At 71.2% G+C, this 18,712-nt stretch carries 15 protein-coding genes, 1 tRNA gene and 1 pseudogene; 11 read left to right on the forward strand and 6 right to left on the reverse strand.

Annotated features, from left to right (window positions below):
• Positions 1–297: 297 nt before the first annotated feature.
• Both ABZV93_RS20795 and ABZV93_RS20800 read right to left on the reverse strand, forming a co-directional pair.
• The gene (locus ABZV93_RS20795; protein WP_354938612.1) at positions 298–921 is read right to left on the reverse strand and encodes a GNAT family N-acetyltransferase; all 624 of its coding nucleotides are present in this window, start codon (positions 919–921) and stop codon (positions 298–300) included.
• A 451-nt stretch (positions 922–1,372) separates the two neighbouring features.
• Complete coding sequence (locus tag ABZV93_RS20800) at positions 1,373–1,984, reverse strand: VOC family protein (protein ID WP_354938615.1); 612 nt, start codon at positions 1,982–1,984, stop codon at positions 1,373–1,375.
• 49 nt (positions 1,985–2,033) lie between these two features.
• Here ABZV93_RS20800 and ABZV93_RS20805 point away from each other — a divergent pair, with 49 nt between their 5' ends.
• The 3 genes and pseudogenes from ABZV93_RS20805 (at position 2,034) to ABZV93_RS20815 (ending at position 5,019) form a co-directional block, all read left to right on the forward strand.
• Entirely contained in the window at positions 2,034–2,186 is a 153-nt protein-coding gene (locus tag ABZV93_RS20805; protein WP_354938618.1) for a helix-turn-helix domain-containing protein, read from the forward strand.
• Between the two features lie 650 nt (positions 2,187–2,836).
• Positions 2,837–3,130 (forward strand): annotated as a pseudogene (locus tag ABZV93_RS20810) (tyrosine-type recombinase/integrase); the annotation flags it as partial.
• A gap of 323 nt (positions 3,131–3,453) precedes the next feature.
• Entirely contained in the window at positions 3,454–5,019 is a 1,566-nt protein-coding gene (locus ABZV93_RS20815) for a class I adenylate-forming enzyme family protein (protein ID WP_354938621.1), read from the forward strand.
• Positions 5,020–5,085: 66 nt separating this feature from the next.
• Here ABZV93_RS20815 and ABZV93_RS20820 read toward each other — a convergent pair.
• Positions 5,086–5,158 (reverse strand) — tRNA-Arg (locus ABZV93_RS20820).
• A 225-nt stretch (positions 5,159–5,383) separates the two neighbouring features.
• Here ABZV93_RS20820 and ABZV93_RS20825 point away from each other — a divergent pair.
• Genes ABZV93_RS20825 through ABZV93_RS20840 form a run of 4 tightly spaced genes read left to right on the forward strand, consistent with a single transcriptional unit; the run spans position 5,384 to position 11,377 of the window.
• Positions 5,384–7,318 carry a polyprenyl synthetase family protein gene (locus ABZV93_RS20825; protein WP_354938624.1) on the forward strand — a complete coding sequence of 645 codons (1,935 nt, stop codon included), beginning with the start codon at positions 5,384–5,386 and terminating at the stop codon, positions 7,316–7,318.
• A complete protein-coding gene (locus tag ABZV93_RS20830) occupies positions 7,303–8,892 on the forward strand; it encodes an SDR family oxidoreductase (RefSeq protein ID WP_354938627.1) in 1,590 nt (529 codons plus the stop codon). Before ABZV93_RS20825 ends, ABZV93_RS20830 begins: the two co-directional genes overlap by 16 nt.
• Positions 8,889–10,439: a phytoene desaturase family protein gene (crtI, locus tag ABZV93_RS20835; protein WP_354938630.1), complete on the forward strand. Its 1,551-nt coding sequence runs from the start codon at positions 8,889–8,891 to the stop codon at positions 10,437–10,439. Before ABZV93_RS20830 ends, crtI begins: the two co-directional genes overlap by 4 nt.
• The gene (locus ABZV93_RS20840) at positions 10,436–11,377 is read left to right on the forward strand and encodes a phytoene/squalene synthase family protein (protein WP_354938633.1); all 942 of its coding nucleotides are present in this window, start codon (positions 10,436–10,438) and stop codon (positions 11,375–11,377) included. Before crtI ends, ABZV93_RS20840 begins: the two co-directional genes overlap by 4 nt.
• Here the strand turns inward: ABZV93_RS20840 and ABZV93_RS20845 are convergent.
• On the reverse strand, positions 11,259–11,642 hold the full coding sequence (locus ABZV93_RS20845; RefSeq protein ID WP_354938636.1) for a lycopene cyclase domain-containing protein: 384 nt from the start codon (positions 11,640–11,642) through the stop codon (positions 11,259–11,261). The genes ABZV93_RS20840 and ABZV93_RS20845 overlap by 119 nt on opposite strands.
• Positions 11,635–12,030 carry a lycopene cyclase domain-containing protein gene (locus tag ABZV93_RS20850; RefSeq protein WP_354938639.1) on the reverse strand — a complete coding sequence of 132 codons (396 nt, stop codon included), beginning with the start codon at positions 12,028–12,030 and terminating at the stop codon, positions 11,635–11,637. Before ABZV93_RS20850 ends, ABZV93_RS20845 begins: the two co-directional genes overlap by 8 nt.
• Before the next feature lie 107 nt (positions 12,031–12,137).
• On the opposite strand from ABZV93_RS20850, the gene ABZV93_RS20855 reads away from it, so the two are divergent.
• Genes ABZV93_RS20855 through ABZV93_RS20870 form a run of 4 tightly spaced genes read left to right on the forward strand, consistent with a single transcriptional unit; the run spans position 12,138 to position 17,631 of the window.
• Positions 12,138–13,037 carry a B12-binding domain-containing protein gene (locus ABZV93_RS20855; RefSeq protein ID WP_354938642.1) on the forward strand — a complete coding sequence of 300 codons (900 nt, stop codon included), beginning with the start codon at positions 12,138–12,140 and terminating at the stop codon, positions 13,035–13,037.
• Positions 13,034–14,443 carry a deoxyribodipyrimidine photo-lyase gene (locus ABZV93_RS20860; RefSeq protein ID WP_354938645.1) on the forward strand — a complete coding sequence of 470 codons (1,410 nt, stop codon included), beginning with the start codon at positions 13,034–13,036 and terminating at the stop codon, positions 14,441–14,443. The genes ABZV93_RS20855 and ABZV93_RS20860 overlap by 4 nt, the downstream gene beginning before the upstream one ends.
• Positions 14,440–16,836 (forward strand): FAD-dependent oxidoreductase, encoded by a 2,397-nt coding sequence (locus ABZV93_RS20865; protein WP_354938648.1) that lies wholly within the window; start codon positions 14,440–14,442, stop codon positions 16,834–16,836. The genes ABZV93_RS20860 and ABZV93_RS20865 overlap by 4 nt, the downstream gene beginning before the upstream one ends.
• Positions 16,837–16,866: 30 nt before the next feature.
• Positions 16,867–17,631 (forward strand): phosphotransferase, encoded by a 765-nt coding sequence (locus ABZV93_RS20870; protein WP_354938651.1) that lies wholly within the window; start codon positions 16,867–16,869, stop codon positions 17,629–17,631.
• 29 nt (positions 17,632–17,660) lie between these two features.
• On the opposite strand, the gene ABZV93_RS20875 is transcribed toward ABZV93_RS20870, so the two are convergent.
• Positions 17,661–18,674: a DUF5914 domain-containing protein gene (locus tag ABZV93_RS20875; RefSeq protein WP_354938654.1), complete on the reverse strand. Its 1,014-nt coding sequence runs from the start codon at positions 18,672–18,674 to the stop codon at positions 17,661–17,663.
• Between the last annotated feature and the right edge of the window lie 38 nt (positions 18,675–18,712).

Raw genomic sequence — 18,712 nt, forward strand, 5'->3', positions numbered from 1 at the left:
TCCGCGCCCATCGCAGTACTCGTTCGAGGTGCGGTTCGATGCCATCGGGTGGCGTCCAGTTCCAGCCGGGTCGGACTCCTGCTGGTGGTCTCCATCCGCCTGGTGATGGACGAGCGTAGGTCATCCAGCGGACGCGCTGCTTATGGCGCTCACCCCAGTCGTCGCCGGCGTCGCCCGTCGGACCCGTGCCCTCATTGTCCTGGCCGTCGCCGCCGTGTGCGGCGGTCCAGGACGCTCCTTGATGCCATCAACGGGCAGGGAGGCCAACGGAGGGCGTTCGTGCAGGTCAGCGGGCCGTTAGTGATCATGGTTGGATGTCTCTGGCCGGTCTGGTTGCCGTACTTCTGTGCTGTACGCGAGAACCTTCCCCCTGGCCAACCTGCTCGGGGTCGTCGAGGGTTGGCCACCGCCCCCCGGTGGACGCACCATGAACACGTCGATCGAGTCTTGGGCTTCCACGACGAATCCGTGACGCTCGTAGAGCCGACGGGCAGCACTGCCCAGCAAGACGTTCAAGCCTACGGTCATGCCCTGCGCGTCGGTCCGCTCCAGCACCGTGCGCAAGACAGCGGATCCGAGCCCTCGGCCCTGTCGGCGCGGAGCAACGTAGAAGTGCTCCAGCCACTGTCTGCCTCCGGCAGGCCGGACAGTGACGCATCCTGCGAGTTCACGGTCGATCATGATGATCGACGTGTGCTGTGTGGAGAAGGAATCCCTCAGCCGCTGCCGCACCCGGTGCTCGTCGTAACGCCCAAGGCGCTCCAAATCCGCACGCATGACCGTGGCCCGCAACTCCGCGATCACCTCGATGTCCGCTGCCACCGCAGAACGCAGCACCCAGCCCGCGGCGTGCGCCGACGTGCTTTCTGCAGGCACCGCCACGTCCGATCGCGTCCCGCTCCCCGTCACCCCAGCATCCATGGCCGGAGTATCTCGTACGGGAGCGCCTTACCGGGCGGCGGCGCAGGGGCCCGCAGTTCCCGGCACCAGCCACGCACACTGCCGCGGAGCGGGACGTGATGAGGGTCGCCAGTGTTCTGGCGGCCCTCTTGTCGCGCCCAGCCGCGCTGGCCGACCGGGCGCCGAAGGCGCGGAGGGAAGCCGGCGCCGTGAGGCGGGCGGGCGGCGGCCGGTGGCCGCCTTTAAAGACGTAGGGAAACTCTTCACCGCATGGCCGGTGGCACGCGTGTGCTCCGTTGTGCTCGGCTTGGACAGAGCCGCGCCGAGTTGGCTGGCTAGGGTGACCGCGACCTGGCGCTGCTTCATGGTCGGGTGCCCCACCTCAGTGGTGCCAGGCCGTGGCCGCCCGCCGGCAGTTGTCCGCGGCCCGGCCGTCTTCTGACACGACTGGAGGCTGACGTCAACCTCGGCACTACCGGCGACGCAACTCGGACACGATCGAGTGCACAACGTCCATCTCGTCACGCGCCCCCGTCGCCGCGCAGGCTAGCTGCAGTCGATCGTCTTCGACCTCCGACAGAACTCGCCCCAGTAGCTCTTCGACCTCCGCCTTCATGCAGAAGTAGCGGCCGCGCCGGTCGACGGCGAACAGATAGTGCCCGTCCGGATCGAAAAATCCCATCGTCAGGTAGCCGCCCTTGTAGTGAGGCTCCCTGTGAACCTCTGCGCCTGCCTTCTCCAGCCGTCGCTGCAACGCGTCCAGGTCGACGACGGACAGTTCGAAGGGCGAGAACAACTCGCCCCATTGTTCCCAGTGATGATGCCGAAACTCGCCCTCGGCCGCCTTCATCAGATAGAGCCCGGGTTCGGCTCCCGCAGCCGGCCACAGGAGCGATTCGACTTCACCGACCGACTCGCTTCGTGCGTAGCCGATCACGTCGCAGTAGAAGTCCGTCGACCGCGTGACATCGCGGACCGGCAGTCGCAGGCAGCAGTAGCCCGTAACGTGCGCGTCGTTCGACGTGGATCGAGATGCGTTAATGGGATCCCTCCAGCCAGACCATCCGAGCACACGGGTGGTCACTCGGCAGAGGGTATACATCGCCACCGACAACCAGGCTGAACTACTGCGGGTGTGTGAGTACCTGGGCGTGCCGATCGAGACGCTGTATCGGTGGCGCTACATCGGCGCTGGTCCTCGCGCCGCGCGGATCGGCAAGCACCTGCGCTACGACCCGGCCGACGTGTACGCCTGGGTCGCGGAACAGAAGGCGACCGCCGCATGAGTGTGGAGAAGCGGGGCGACCGTTGGCGGGCCAGATACCGCGGCCCGGACGGGCGGGAGCGCAACAAGAGCTTCCGCCGCAAGCTCGACGCGCAACGCTGGCTTGCCGAGGAGCAGACCCGGATCGGTCGCGGTGACTGGGTTGACCCCGCCGCGCCGAGTGTCGAGTTCGGTGTGCTCGCGGCCGAGTGGTTCGGAACAACTCTGCATCTGAAGCCGCGCACGCGAGATGGCTACAGCCGACTGCTGAATCGGCGGATCCTCCCCCGCTGGGGGCGGGTTCCGATGGGCAAGCTCGACGGCCTGGTACCAGAGTGGATCACGGAACTCGGCGCGGCGGGACTGTCACCGACGGACATCCGGCAGACCGTGTACGTGTTCTCGGCGGTGTGCCAGTACGCGGTGCGAACCGGTCGGGCCCGGGCGAACCCGGTGGCGGGTCGGAAGCTGCCCAGGCCGAAGCCCGCGCGGGAACGGATGCTCCTGAGCCATTTGGAGGTGGGCCGTCTCGCCGACGCAGCTGGTCAGTACGGGACACTCGTGCACGCTCGCCTACACCGGACTTCGCTGGGGCGAGCTGATCGCGCTTCGGGTCCGGGACGTCGACCTGGCTCGCCGTGCGGTTGACGAACTTCCCGGCGTTCGGCGTGGCACCCGGCCGTCGCCGCAGCCGGGCTGGACGGGCTAACGATCCACGGCATGCGGCACACGGCCGCGTCGCTCTACATCTCGGCCGGCACTCCGCCCAAGGTCGTCCAACACATCCTCGGGCACGCGTCGACCATGATCACGATGGATCTGTACGGCCATCTGTACGCCGACGAGATGGACACGTGGGCCGCACGGCTGGACGACACCGCCCGGCAGTTCGACGTGTGGCCAGAACGTGGCCAAAACGACGATTCCGAGGTGATCGACTCGAACCCCCAACCTTCTGATCCGTAGGAAAGGGCACCTTGATCACGAGCTGGCCGTTTCCGCTGAGGAGGTACTCGGCCCGGTGCTCATGGTCGTCCGGTGTTGCACCTCGTTGGAGTCAGGCTGGGGTCAGTTGGCAGGCAGCGAAGTCCGCCTTGAGGAAGTACGCTCCTGTGGTGTCGAGAGCGCTTGAAGGCTTCCTAGATCTTGCGGCACCATCAAGGCAGATGGGATGCGCCTGTTGAATGGCGGCTCCAGGTCGGGCGTCGCAACCAACCTCTCACTCTGCAGGCGGCTCCTCATTCGCTTCTACGGCGTTCGATGCTGATCTCGATCACGGGGGTGGCAGCGTGGCCGGGATTGCCGGAAGGGCGTTGGAGGGGCCGGTGAGCCCGTGCGGTCTGCTTCGCACTGGTCTGGATGCTAATCCTGATAGGCTCGCGCTGATCTCGGCGGATACGCGCTGGACGTGGCGCAGGCTCGATGACCTTAGCAATCGCTTGGCTGCGGGTTTGCTGGGTCTGGGACTGAACCCCGGTGATCGGGTCGCTTCGCTCATGCCGAATCGTCCTGCACTCATCGTTCACTACCTCGCCTGTTTCAAGGCGGGCCTGGTCGCAACGCCCCTCAATTACCGTTACATGGCACCGGAGATCGATCACGCCCTGGCGGTCAGCAAAGCCCGCGCGCTGCTCGCGCACGCCGAGCGGGAGGAGGATCTCGCCGCAAGCCAGCTCGCCCGACAGCTGCCGTTGGGCACCATCAGCTACGGCGGCGGACGAGGAGCGGGTCCGGTTTTCGACGAGCTGATCGAGGGACAGGCTGTATCTTCGCCTCCGCCGCCTCCTCCTCCGGCGGCGCCGGCCGTGATCTTCTTTACCTCAGGGAGTACCGGGCGCCCGAAGGGGGTCACGCATACCCACGAGACTCTCGGCTGGATGTTGGCCATCGGGGCGGCAGGGCTCGAATTCAGCCCGGACGATCTGCTGTTGGCTGGTTCGTCGCTGTCGCACCTCGGTGCGTTCTACCTGTCGTTCGCCTCGCTGAGCGTGGGCGCAGGCGTGATTGTGGCCCACACGTTCGATGCAGACGAGTTGCTCCCGCTGCTGCGCGAAGACCGCCCGACGGTGCTGTCGATGCTTCCTTCGAAACTGTCCGCGCTGACCCGCGACCACGGCGCCCGGCACGACGACTTCGCCTCGCTGCGGCTGTGCCGGGCGGCGGGTGACACCGTCTCCGCGGAGCTGGGGCGGGAGTTCACCGCGCTGAGCGGGTTGGTGATCGACGAGGCCTACGGCATGACAGAAGTCGGGCTGGCGACCGTGAGCCCGCCGTCAGGTCGGATCAAGCTCGGTTCGGTCGGGCAAGTGGTTCCCGCGGTCTCGCTGTCAATCCAGAACGAGGACGGCGAGGAGCTGCCGGCCGGGAGTGCAGGCCGCTTGTGGATCAAGACTCCCGCGGCTACCGCCGGCTACTGGAACGACCCGGGCGCGACCGAGGCGGCCTTCAGCAACGGGTGGCTGGACTCAGGCGACATGATGCGAGTCGACGAGGAGGGCTACTTCTTCTTCTGCGGGCGCAAGAGGCAAATCATCGTCCACGACGGCTCGAACATCTGCCCCCAGGAGGTCGAAGGTGCCCTGCTCCAGCACCCGGGCGTCACGAGCGCCGGGGTGATCGGGATCCACGACCTTGTGCATGGTGAGAACGTCCGCGCCTACATCACCCTCGCGGAAGGGACCGAGCAACCCACCAGCCAGGAACTGATCCAGTTCGCGCGCGCGAGGGTCGGCTACAAGGCGCCAGAGGAAATAGTCGTCCTCGCCGACATGCCCCGCACAGCCACGGGAAAGCTGGACCGGACGTCCCTGAAGCGAATGGCCGAGGCGAACCTCGCACGTCGGGCTAGCCGATGAACCCGTTCTCAACGACGAAGGCCCCTGCTCAGGCGTTGTGCCTGGTCAGGGGCCGTCTGGGTGGTGCGCGCTCGGAGGGATTCGAACCCCCAACCTTCTGATCCGTAGTCAGATGCTCTATCCGTTGAGCTACGAGCGCCGGGAACGGTTGGAGAGTCTACAGGTACCCCTCCGGTGCTGCCGAACCAGTTACCCCTCACCGTACCGTGTGCCCGTTCCGGCCCGGTTCAGGCGGATCCCTCACAGGGCGAATCCCCAGGTCAGAGGCATTGTGGGCGAACCGGAGCCGAGGACTGCCTGGCCTCTCCGAAGGAGGGGAGTACTCAACCGTCGGTTTTAAGTGCTAAAACTGAGGTCCACACCGGTGGAACTCCCAGTCCCCGAGCCATCGGTGCACGCGGAGGAGGACGCGACCATGGCCAACGGTTCGGCTGCCGACCCGGTTCGCACAACCGCGTCCACCACCGATCGTGCCCCCGCCCGCCCCCGGCAACCGTCCGTCACCTGCGTAGTTGCCGGTGGCGGGCCGGGGGGCATGATCGCGGCGTACCTCCTCGCCCGCGCGGGAGTCGGGGTGACCCTGCTGGAGGCGCACGCCGACTTCGACCGCAACTCCCGCGGCGACTCCCTCCACCCCGCCACCCTCGAGCTCCTGGACAGCCTCGGCCTGGCCGACGAGCTCCTCCGGCTCGACCACTACCGCGACCGGCACTTTCGCTTCCACACCCCCACCGCGACGCTCACCACCACCGACTACGGCCGCCTGCGCACCCGCTTCCCGTACATCGCCCTGATGCCGCAGGACCGCTTCCTCGACTTCATGGCCGCCAAGGCGGCGGAGCTCCCGACGTTCGAGTTGCGGATGCAGGCCCGGTCACCGGTCTGTGGACGAGTCCGTGCTGACGTCGGCCTCCGCCCACAGCAAGGCGTCGTGACGATGCTGCCCGAGCCCGGCCGGGCAGACGGCGAAGTCCTGGGCACCCACCACGCGGCCAGGGAGAACCCGATGGCTCTCGCCCGACCCGACAACCCCCGATTCCCCGAGGACCGGCTCCCCGAGGACCGGCTCCCCGACGACCGAGCCCGTTTCGACACCCTGCCCGTCGACCTGCCCGTCGACCTGCCTGACGGCCTGTCGGACGGACTGTCCGACGGACTGCCTGACGCGCACGCCGACGCACTTGCGGACGAGCTGGCCGACAGTTCGGTCGCGGAGGTGTGCGACGAATCTCCGGGCAAGCTGACCGCCGGCTTCGACCGGGCGGTCGACGTCTACCTGCGGGACCTACTGGCCACCGAGGTGCGGCCGTGGACCGACGGGCTCGCCGGGAGGCTGACCGACCGGGCCGGCGACCGGGTGGCCGAGTTGCTCGCCGACCTGCGCGCCTGCCTCACCGGCGGCAAGCGATTGCGACCGGCGTTCTGCCACTGGGGTTTCGTGGGAGTGGGCGGTACGCCGCCCGACGACACGGCCGTCCGGGCCGCCGCCGCGCTCGAACTCCTGCACACGTTCGCGCTCGTCCACGACGACGTGATGGACGGCTCGTCCTCCCGGCGCGGCGCGCCCGCGCTGCACGCCACCCTGCACGCCCGGCACACCGGCCGCGGCTGGCGCGGCGACCCGCGGCGGTTCGGGGAGGGACTGGCGGTGCTGGTCGGCGACCTCGCGTTCACCCTCGCCCACCGGATCGCGGCCGGCCTGCCCGATTCGGCCGTACGGACCTGGCATCAGATGTGTACCGAACTCGTGGTCGGGCAGCACCTGGACATGCTGGGCAGCGCCACCGGCGAACTCGACGCCGATTACGCCACGTCCGTCGCGACGCTGAAGTCCGGGCGCTACACAGTCGTCCGCCCGCTGCAGCTTGGGGCCTGCCTCGCAGGTGGAACGAGGTCGCTCGTGGCGGCGTACGCCGAGTACGGAGGTCCCCTCGGCGTCGCGTTCCAGCTACGGGACGACCTGCTCGGCGCGTTCGGCGACAGCGCCGCCACCGGAAAGCCGGTCGGTGAGGATCTGCGGGAGGGCCGGCCGACCCTGCTGCTGGCGGTAGCCGCCGAACGCGCCGGGCCCGAAGACCGGCGGCTGCTGGACCGGGTCGGCGACCCCGACCTGGACGAGGACGAGGTGGCCGCGCTGACCGACGTACTCCGCCGGACCGGTGCCGACGTGGAGGTCGAGCAGCAGATCAAGCTGGCCGTCGACCGCGCGCTGCTGGCGCTGGAGCGGGCGCCGATCCACCCGAGGGCGGTGCCCGCGCTGCGCGCGCTCGCCGAGGAGGCCGCATGGCGGCAGCGATGAACGACGCCGGGACGAACGACGCACCGGTCCTGGTCACCGGCGTCACCGGGTACGTCGGCGGCCGCCTGGTCCCCGAACTCCTGGAACGCGGCTACCGCGTCCGCGTGCTCACCCGGTCGGTCGACCGGATCCGCGAACGCACCTGGTTCGCCGACGTCGAGGCCGTGGAGGGCGACGCCGGCGACCCCGACGTGCTCTCCCGGGCGCTGGACCACGTGTCCGTGGCGTACTACCTGATCCACGCGATGGGTACGTCGGCGAAGTTCGAGGAGCGCGACCGCGGCACCGCCACCGAGTTCGCGCGGGCCGCCGAGCGGGCGCGGCTGGGCCGGATCGTGTATCTCGGCGGCATCACTCCCCTGGACGAGAACGGCCGACCGGCGACCGGCCTGTCGCCGCACCTGCGCTCGCGCGAGGAGGTGGGGCGCATCTTCTTGGACTCCTCGGTCCCGGCCGCGGTGTTGCAGGCCGCGGTGATCATCGGCTCCGGTTCGGTGTCGTTCGAGATGCTGCGTTACCTCACCGAGCGGCTGCCGGCAATGGTGGCGCCGTCGTGGGTGCGTACGCGGATCCAGCCGATCGCGATCCGGGACGTGCTGTGGTACCTCGCCGAGGCGCCGCGGCTCGCGCCGGCCGTCAACCGTACGTTCGACGTCGGCGGCACCGACGTCCTCACGTACGAGCAGATGATGAAGCGGTTCGCCGCCGTCGCCGGACTGCCCCGGCGGGTGATCGTGCCGGTGCCGGTCCTCACTCCGAGGCTGTCCAGCCACTGGGTGGGCCTGGTGACGCCGGTGCCGAGCGGGATCGCCAAACCGCTGGTGGAGTCGCTGCGGTACGAGGTGGTGTGCCGGGAGAACGACATCGCCGACCACCTCGGCGGACCTCCCGGCCGGCTCGGGTTCGACGACGCCGTTTCCCTTGCCCTGAAGCGGATCCGGGAAGCGGACGTGACCACCCGGTGGTCCTCGGCGTCGGTGCCCGGCGCGCCCAGCGACCCGCTGCCCACCGACCCCGACTGGGCCGGCGGCAGCCTGTACGTCGACGAGCGCCGGCGCCGGGTGCACGCGTCCCGGGAGACGCTGTGGTCGGTGATCGAGGGGATCGGCGGCGAGCGCGGGTGGTACTCGGTCAGCACGCCCTGGCGGGTACGCGGACTCATGGACCGCGCGGTCGGCGGTGTCGGGCTGCGGCGCGGGCGGCGAGACCCGAACAGGCTGCAGGTCGGTGACGCGCTGGACTGGTGGCGGGTCGAGGCGCGCGAGCCCGGTCGGCTGCTGCGGCTGCGCGCGGAGATGCGGCTGCCCGGTCTGGCCTGGCTGGAGTTCCACCTGGAAGACGACGGCGACGGCGACGGCGAGGTGACTCTCGTACAGCGCGCGTTGTTCCACCCGCGCGGGCTGGCCGGTCAGGCGTACTGGTGGAGCATCATGCCCTTCCACGGGGTGGTCTTCGGGACAATGATCGCCAACATCGCCCAGGCAGCCGAACGCGGCCGGCCACGCCCGCTGCGCGCCGGCGAGCAGTGGCGCCGGGAGGTCGCAGCACGGCGAGACGAAGGAGACCACCGATGAGCCCGACCGGCTCCAGCACCGGCACCGGCACCGGCCTGTCCGGCACCCGTCCCAGACGCCGGGTGGTCATCGTCGGCGCCGGGCTCGGCGGGCTGTCCGCCGCCTGCCACCTCGCCGGTGCGGGCCATCAGGTCACCGTCGTCGAGCAGGCCGCGCGCCCGGGCGGCCGGGCGGGGCGGATCGAGTCCGGCGGCTTCACCTTCGACACCGGACCGACCGTGCTCACCATGCCGGACCTGCTGGAGGCGACGTTCGCCGCGGCCGGCACCTCGATGGCCGACCTGCTGACGCTGCACCCGCTCGACCCGTCGTACCGCGCGAACTTCGCCGACGGCTCGACCATTGCACTCCGGCACGGCAGGGACGCGATGGCGGCGGAGATCCGGGAGAAGTGCGGGCCGGCCGAGGAGGCCGGGTTCGTGCACATGTGCGACTGGCTGGAATCGCTGTACCAGTTGGAGATGCCGGCGTTCATCGACCGCAACTACGACCACTTCTGGGACCTCGCGCGGCCGCTGGCGCCGGCGCTCGGACTGTTCCGGCTGGGTGCGCTGCGGCGGCTGGAGAGCGCGATCCGGCGGTACTTCACCGACGAGCGGCTGGTGCGGCTGTTCAGCTTCCAGGCGATGTACGCCGGGCTCGCGCCCCAGCAGGCCCTCGCGGTGTTCGCCGTGATCACCTACATGGACTCCGTGCGCGGGGTGTACTTCCCCGAGGGCGGCATCGGGGCGGTGCCGGCAGCGATGGCGACGGCCGCGCAGAAGGCGGGCGCCACCTTCGTCCACGGCGCCCGCGTCGTCCGCGTGCTGCACGAGGGCACCGTGTCCGGGTCGGCGAGCGCCGGTCGCGCCGCCCAGGTGCGGGGCGTCCTGCTCGCCGACGGCACCGAGATCCCCGCCGACGCCGTGGTCGTCAACGCCGACCTGCCGACGGCGTACCGCACGCTGCTGCCCGAGCTCGCGACACCCGTCGCCGCCCGCAAGGGCCGCTACTCCCCCTCGGCGTTCCTGTGGCACGTCGGGGTGCGCGGCCTCCCACCGCCCGAGGCGACCCACCACAACATCCACTTCGGCAAGGAGTGGTCGTCGTCGTTCCGCACCCTGCTGCGCGAGGGCAAGCGGATGCCGGACCCCTCCGTGCTGGTCACCGTGCCCACGCTGACCGACCCAGGCCTGGCGCCGGACGGTTCCTCGGTGCTTTACGTCCTGGAGCCGGTGCCGAACCTGTCCGGCAAGGTCGACTGGACGGTCGAGCGCGGCGCCACCCGCGACCGGCTGGCCGGCCTCGTCTCCGACTGGGGCTACCCGAGCGACGTGGTGGTCGAGGAGACCGTCGACCCGACCGACTGGGCCTACCAGGGCATGGCACGGGGTACGCCGTTCGCCCTGGCGCACACGTTCTTCCAGTCCGGGCCGTTCCGACCGTCCAACGTCGACCGCCGGATGCGCGGCCTGGTCTTCGTCGGCAGCGGAACCGTCCCTGGCGTGGGCGTTCCCATGGTGCTCGTCTCCGGCCGGCTGGCCGCCGAACGCGTGGAGGAGTTGTGAGCGGGGGCTCTGCCGAGAACAACAGACCAGGCAAGAACGGGTTGACACCGGAACTCGAGCGGTCGTACGACCTGTGCCGCACGATCGCCCGCGCCCACGGCAAGACGTACTCGATGGCAGCCCGGCTGCTGGACGCCGAGCAACGCCGGCACGTGCACGCGGTGTACGCGTTCTGCCGGGTCGCCGACGACATCGTGGACGAGGCCGGCGAGCGTGACCTGGCCCGGACCCGGGCGGCGCTCACGGAGTTCGGCGCGAGATTCGACGCGGACCTCGCCACCGGCCACTCCGACCATCCCGTGCTCGCCGCCGTCGTGCACACCGCACGTACGCTGCACATCGACCCGGACTGCTTCACGAGGTTCATGCGGTCGATGTCGATGGACCTCGACACCACGAAGTACGGCACCTGGGCCGACCTGATGGACTACATGGACGGGTCGGCCGCGGTGATCGGCGAGATGATGGTGCCGGTGCTGCGGCCTCGTGACTTGGCGGCCCTGCGCCCGGCCCGCGACCTCGGGGTGGCGTTCCAGCTCACCAACTTCCTGCGCGACGTCGGCGAGGACCTCGACCGCGGCCGGGTCTACCTGCCGCAGGAGGACCTGTGGCGGTTCGGCGCGGACCCGCAGGCCCGCACGGTCACGCCGGAGTGGCGCGCGCTGATGAGGTTCGAGATCGCCCGTAACCGCGAGATCTACGCCGCCGCCGACACCGGAATCCCCATGCTGGCAGGGCGTTCGGCGCGCTGCGTGCACACTGCCCGGGTGCTCTACAGCCAGATCCTCGAACGCATCGAGGCCGCCGACTACGACGTGTTCACCGCTCGCGCCCGGGTGCCCGGGCGGAGGAAGCTGGCGGTCGCGGTGCGGTCGATGCTCGGGCGTCCTCCCGGGCACGCTGCCGGGCGCCCAGCCGATCCCACAGCAGCAACGTGAGCGTCATGAGGCTGAAGCCGAACGCGAAGTCCTCCACCGGGATGTCCCACGGCATCCGGATACCGCTGGCGTGGCTCTCGGCGTACAACACGATCGGCGCGCTCAGCTTGGTGAGCCAGCCGTCCACCGGGATCTGGAAGCCGAACACGATGACGGCGGTGATCCAGAACGCCGGGCGGCGGAACATCCCGGTGCGCAGCCAGGCCAGCTCCAGCGCCACGACGAGGACCACCGACACGACCGCGGCCAGGGTGTACTCAGGCATGCTCGGCCCCCTGCGGTTCCTCGGCTGTTCCGGGCCGGCGGGCGCGACGGCGGTCGGCGAGGTAGCCGAGCATGGTGCTCACCGACTCGTACGTCAGCAGCGCGCAGATCGGGATCGCCAGGAAGAACGCGAACTCCTCCACCGGGATCCGCAGCGGCAGCAGCCAGCCGGTGGTGTAGCGGTCGCTGAAGTGCCAGTGGCCGCGGGCGACCGCCACCGCGTCCCAGGCGAGGAACACCACCAGCACCGGGACGAGCGTCCGCACCAGCCGGCTCGGGCGGCGGTAGACCCGGGCGCGGAACACGAACTCCAACGGCAGGGTCAACACCAGGCACGCCGCCATCAGCAGGAGGTACTGGAACCTGTCGATCTGCGGACTCCTCGGCACTCGGTGCGAAACGGCGACACTCCTGAAGTCTGCCCTGCGACCGACCCACGGCGACTGGTCCGGCCGGGCGTACGCGCGGACAGACCACCTGCGAGGGTAGTAACGAGATGACCGGCACCCAGGGTTCCGGGGGCCGCGACCGCGACGACGATCCCGCCGATCAGGTGGATTCCCCGCGTTCGGGACACCCTCTCGACCTCGCCGAGGTGGCTCGGCGGCTGGACGTGCACTACATGACGGCCTACCGCTATATCCGCCTCGGCCGGCTGCCCGCTGCCCACAGCGGCGGGCGCTGGTGGGTGGATCCGGCCGATCTGGACCGGTTCGTCGCCCAGCGTTCCGCCGCACCGCCCGCACGGCGCGGCGACTGGCATCCGGAGGCCTACCGCACCCGGCTCGGCGAACGCATGGTCGAGGGCGACGAGGCGGGTGCCTGGGCGGTGGTGGAGTCCTCGCTGGTGTCCGGCGTCGCGCCGAAGGAGGTGATCCTCGGCGTACTCGCCCCGGCGATGCGGGCCATCGGCGACGGCTGGCAGGAGGGCCGGTACACCGTGGCCGAGGAACACCGCGCCAGTACCGTCGCCCTGCGCCTGGTCGGCCGGCTCGGGCCGCTGTTCGCCCGCCGGGGACGCCCGCGCGGCATCGTCGTCCTGGCCGCGGTGGCGGGCGACCCCCACAGCCTGCCCACCGCGATGGTCGCCGACGTGCTGCGCGGCGAGGGGTACGCCCTGGTCGACCTCGGCGCCGACGCACCCGTCCGGTCGGTGGTCGAGGCGGTCGGCAAGACGCCGCGACTGCTCGCGCTCGGGCTGAGCGCCGGCGCCGACCAGCACCTGGAAGCCGTACGCCGCACCGTCGGCGCCGTCCGCGCGGAGCGGCCCGAGCTGCCGATCTACGTCGGTGGCCCGGCGGTGGTCTCCGCCCGGCAGGCCACCGACCTCGGCGCGAACGGCTGGGCCGCCGACGCGGCCGGGTTCGCCGACCTTCTGGAAGGACTGACCCCTTGAGCCACGCCGAGCCGCCCGCCACCGGGGCCCCCGGCACGGGAACATCCGCGGCGGCGGGCCACACCACGGTGGTGCTGTTCACCCGTGACCTGCGGGTTCGCGACCACCCGGCGCTGGCCGCCGCGTGCCGGTGGTCCGCGCGGGTGGTGCCGCTGTTCGTCGTGGACGACCGGATCGTCCGCGGCCGGTACGCCTCACCCAACCGGGGCGCGTTCCTGGGCGAGGCGCTGGCCGACCTGCGGGCCGGCCTGCGCGAGCGCGGCGGGGACCTGGTGGTCCGGTCCGGCGACCCGGTGGCCGAGACGCTGCGGGTGGCGAAGGAGGTCGGGGCGGACCGGCTGGCCGTCAGCGCCGACGTCACGGCGTACGCCCTGGCCAGACAGGACCGGCTGGCCCGGGAGTGTGAGCGCGCGGGGCTGGACCTGCGGGTGTTCCCCGGCGTCACCGTGGTCCCGCCGGGTGAGCTCCGGCCCGCCTCGGGTGCGTCGTACCAGGTCTTCACGCCGTACTGGCGGGCCTGGGAGTCCGCCACCTGGCGTAATCCCGACCGTGCGCCGGCGCGGGTCGACCTTCCGGACGGGATCGCGCCCGGTGACCTGCCCGGCCGCTCCGACCTGGTGTTCGGCGAGACGTCGCCGCGGCTGCCGAAGGGCGGGGAGAGCGCGGGCCGGGCCGTACTGGACGCCTACGTGCGCAGGCTGCCCGCCGGCGGCGGCGAACTCGACCGGGACGACCTGGCCGGCGACCAGACCACCCGGCTCAGCCCGTACTTCCACCTCGGCTGCCTGTCGCCGCTCTGGGTCGCCAACCGGCTGCGCGGGAGGGCCGACGACGTCGTACGCCAACTGTGCTGGCGGGACTTCTACCACCAGGTGACCGCCGCGTTCCCGCGCATCACCACCGACGACCTGCGCAACCGGGGCCGGGAGTGGACCGCCGACATCGAGGACGCGGTGGAGGCGTGGCGGACCGGGCACACCGGCGTACCCCTCGTGGACGCCGGGATGCGGCAACTGCTCGCCGAGGGCTGGATGCACAACCGTGCCCGGATGCTGGTGGCGTCGTTCCTCACCAAGCAACTCGGGATTGACTGGCGGATCGGCGCCGCGCACTTCATGCACTGGCTGGTCGACGGCGACGTCGCCAACAACTACGGCAACTGGCAGTGGGTCGCGGGCACCGGCAACGACACCAGGCCCAACCGGGTGCTCAGCCCGATCCGCCAGGGTGAGCGCTTCGACGCCGACGGGGAGTACGTCCGCCGGTACGTCCCCGAGCTGGCCGGGATCGCGGGCGGCGCGGCGCACCAGCCGTGGCGGCTGCCCGAGGACGTCCGCCGTAATCTGGACTACCCGCCACCGTTGATCGACCCCGTGCCCAGGCGCGGACAGAGGGGGCCCACGTGACCGACCGGCTGTTGCGCCCGGCCGAGGTGGTGGCGGGCTTCGACGACGCGGCCGACACCTACGACCTTCTGGTCGGATCCAATCCCGGCTACCACACCCACCTGCGCAGGTCGGCCCGCCGGCTGGTGCCCTCGTCGTCCGGCGACGGCTCCGGGCTGCGGCTGCTCGACCTCGGCTGCGGCACCGGTGCGTCCACCGCCGCCCTGCTGCGGGTCGCGCCGCGCGCCCGGGTCGTCGCCGTCGACGGGTCGGCCGGGATGCTGGCCCAGGCACGGCGCAAGCCCTGGCCGGCCGGGGTGAGGTTCGTCCACGCGGACGCCTCGAATCTGACCGCCGGGCTGGCCGCGGCCGGTGAGGACGGCCCGTTCGACGGGGTGCTGGCCGCCTACCTGCTGCGCAACCTCGACGATCCCGACGCCCTGCTGCGTGAGGTGCTCGGCCTGCTGCGTCCGGGCGGGACGCTCGCCGTGCACGAGTACTCCGTCGCCGGGTCCGCGCTCAGCCGCGCCGTCTGGCGGGCGGTGTGCGCGTCGATCATCGTGCCGATGGGCCGGGCGGTGTCCGGTCATCCCGCGTTGTACGAACACCTGCGACACAGCGTGCTGCACTTCGACAGTGTGGGCCAGCTGTCCGCGCGGCTGCGGTCGGCGGGCTTCACCCGGGTGCGGGTGGCGCCGATGTCGGGCTGGCAGCGCGGGATCGTGCACACGTTCCTCGCCAGCCGTCCGGCCGACGGACAGGTGAACGCTCAGCTCAACGGCCACGCCAACGGCCACGTCGGCGAACTCCCGGACAAGCGGGGCGACGGCTCCGCCGCCCGGCCCGGCGACACCGCCGACACGCCGCGGCCGCCGGGGCGGGACCGCCGGGCGACACTGCTCCCCTCCCCCACGGTGGGCCCGGTGTCGCCGCCGCCGGCCACTCCCCGGGTCGCCGTCGTCGGCGGCGGGATCGCCGGGGTGAGCACAGCGGTCGCGCTGGCCGAACGCGGTGTCCGGGTCGTGTTGTTCGAACGCGAGCCACAGCTCGGTGGGCGGCTGGCCGGCTGGACCACCCGGCTGAACGACGGCAGCGACGTCACCATGACCCGCGGCTTCCACGCGTTCTTCCGGCAGTACTACAACCTGCGCGCCCTGATCGGGCGAGTCGACCCCGGGCTCACCTCACTCGTCCCGCTGCGCGACTACCCGCTGCTGCACGCCGACGGTGTGCGCGACACGTTCACCCGGGTGCCGCGTACGCCGCCGTTGAACGCCGCCGTCTTCGCCGCGACCAGCCCCACGTTCGCCGCCCGCGACTTCCTCCGGCTGAACCCCCGGGCCGCGCTGCCGATGGTGGACGTGTCGGTGCCCGACGTCTACCACCGGCTGGACGAGGTGGACGCGCTCACGTTCCTGAACCGCATCGGCTTCCCGGCGGCGGCTCGCGACCTGGCGTTCTCGGTGTTCTCCCGGAGCTTCTTCGCCGACCCGCGCGACCTGTCCGCGGCCGAACTGGTGGCGATGTTCCACCTGTACTTCCTCGGCTCCAGCGAGGGGCTGCTGTTCGACGTGCCGTCGGCGCCGTTCCCGCAGGCGTTGTGGAACCCGCTCGCGAACTACCTGTACGACCGCGGCGCGCAAGTAGAGCTTGACACCCCGGTACGCGCGGTCGAGCCGAGCACGGTCGGCGGAGGTGGCCGTACCCACCTCGTGCACACCGACCGCGCGGTCTACGACGTGGACGGTGTGGTGCTGGCCGCCGACGTACCCGGTCTGCGATCCCTGGCGACCGGATCCTCCGCACTCGGCACGCCCGAGTGGCGGGACCAGCTCGCCGGGCTGCCGAGCGCACCGGCGTTCCTGGTCTCCCGGCTGTGGCTGTCCAGGCCGGTGCGGGCGGACCGACCGGCGTTCGCGGGTACGGCGGGATATGGCCCGCTGGACAACGTGAGCGTGCTGGACAGGTACGAGGACGAGGCCCGGGCCTGGGCTCAGCGCGCCGGCGGGTCGGTGGTCGAGTTGCACGCGTACGCCGTGCCCGACGGCACCGACGTGGACAAACTGCGCCACGAAGTGCTCGAGCAGCTGCACCGGGTGTTCCCCGAGACCGCCGACGCGACCGTGGTGGACGAACGCCACGAGTTCCGCGCGGACTGCCCGCTGTTCCCGCCCGGCGGGTTCGACCGGCGGCCCACCGTCACCACCCCGGACCCGGCCGTCGTCGTCGCGGGTGACCTGGTGCGGGTGGACGCGCCGGTGGCGTTGATGGAACGCGCCGCCACCAGCGGCCTGCTCGCGGCCAACCACCTGCTCGCCCGGTGGGGCCGGGAGACGCACCCGGTGTGGAGCGTCCCGAACGCCGGCCGGTGGCGGGCGCTGCGCGCGTTGTCCCGCCGGTACGCAAGGTCGTGAGCGGGCTGACGGGCCGAACGCCACAGTTTCATGGCTGAGCAGCGGCTGGAGGGCGGGAACGTCGGCGGTGCGGTGCGGTCAGGGGACACGGTTCGCCGGGCGGCCGGTCCCTGGACGCCGGCCGTGCACGCGCTGCTCGTACACCTTGCCGACAAGGGGTTCACCGGCGCGCCACGACCCCTCGGGTTCGACGTGCAGGGCCGGGAAGTGCTCACCTTCCTGGAAGGCGAGACAGTCGGAACCCGTAGGCCGCGGCCGGCCTGGGTGCACGCCGAGGACACCCTCGACCAGGTCGCCCGCTGGATGCGCGCCTACCACCAGGCCGTCGCCGACTTCGTGCCACCCGCCGGTGCCGTCTGGCGCGGGGGCGGCACGTGGTCTCCGGGCCTGATCATCGCCCACAACGACGCCGCCACCTACAACGCGGCCTGGCATCAGGGCAGGCTCACCGGGTTCTTCGACTGGGACTTCGCCGGGCCGGCCACACCTGCGTGGGACCTGGCTCTCACCGCCTTCAGCTGGGTTCCCCTGCACACCCGGGACGTCGTCGCCGCCGAAGGATTCACCGACTTCGCCGCCAGACCGCGCCGGCTGGCCCGGTTCCTTCGTACCTACGGGTGGCCGTCGACGACCGGAGAGTTCCTGGACGTGGTCGAGGCACGCGCCAGGTCACAGGCCGACAGCATCCGCGACCTCGCCGCCTCAGGAGACGAGGCATTCGTACGACTGCTCGGCCAGGGCATCCCCGATGCCCTGGACCAGGCGGTCGCCGAACTCGCGACCTTCCCGCGATAGCGTCCGGATCTCGCCTCTGCGCGTCCGGCTCAGCCGGGGAAGCGTCCGGTGCTGCGCAGTTCGTACCGGCGTTCGGCGTAGGCCAGGTCGTCCTTCCACAGCCGGCGGGCGGCGACCCGCATCAGCGGCCGCACGGCAGGCGCGACCCGCCGGGCCAGCGCGAACCCGGGCCGCCCGGAGTAGGCGATCGTCGCCTCGATCACCGCGGTCAGCGGCCGGCCCCGCTCGTCCGGGCCGAGCGGGGTGGCGTGGGTCTCCACGACGCTGGTCGCACCCTCGCCGTCGAGGATGTGCATGAGGACGGTGCGCGGCTCGGGACAGCTGAACGCCACCCGCACCGGCACCCCGACCCGGCCGGCGACCCGGAAGGTCACTTCCACCATGAGGTTGTCGTCCTCGAGCGTCGGATCACGCGGGGCGTCCAGCACCTTCAGATGGGCGAAGGAGTACGGGTGGAACCACGCGCCGTGCCACGGGTCGAGCCGGTTCGCCACCACGTCGGACGGCTCACACCGGCCGACCACGGTGGCCACCGCGTCGATGCTCACCGGGAGGTCCGGCCGCGCGGGCAGTACCGGCGCGGGCAGCGGTTCCTCCCCGCCCGGCCCGTCCAGCCGGACCCAGCACAGCACGCCGTCGTCGTGAACCGGGTACGGATCCCAGCCAGGAAAACCCTGTGCGCCGAGGCCGAGTCCGTGCCAGCGACAGATCAGCTTGCCACCGTCAACGGCCGCTTGACACAGCGGTGCGCCGAGGTGTGGGCAGGCACCGGGACCGACGTGCGGCGCACCGTCCGGCGTACGCCAGGCGACCAGCTCGATCCCGGCGACCGTACGCCCGAACGGCCGGTCGGCACGGATCTCCGCACTGCTTGCCAGCACGAACCAGTTGCCGGACGGCCGGGCCTCGGCACGCTTGAGGGCGGCCTCGATCAGCCCCGGGCGAGCACCTTCCCAGGTGGGCGTCTGCTCCGCCCACCGGGTCGCCGCCATTCGCCGCAAGGGGATCTTGCCCGCGACCCGCTCGGTCAACCGCCCGGCCATCTGCCCACCTCGCCCGCGTCGCGTGTGTCACCGCTCCC

The sequence above is a fragment of the Actinopolymorpha sp. NPDC004070 genome, assembly GCF_040610475.1.
Classification (GTDB): domain Bacteria; phylum Actinomycetota; class Actinomycetes; order Propionibacteriales; family Actinopolymorphaceae; genus Actinopolymorpha.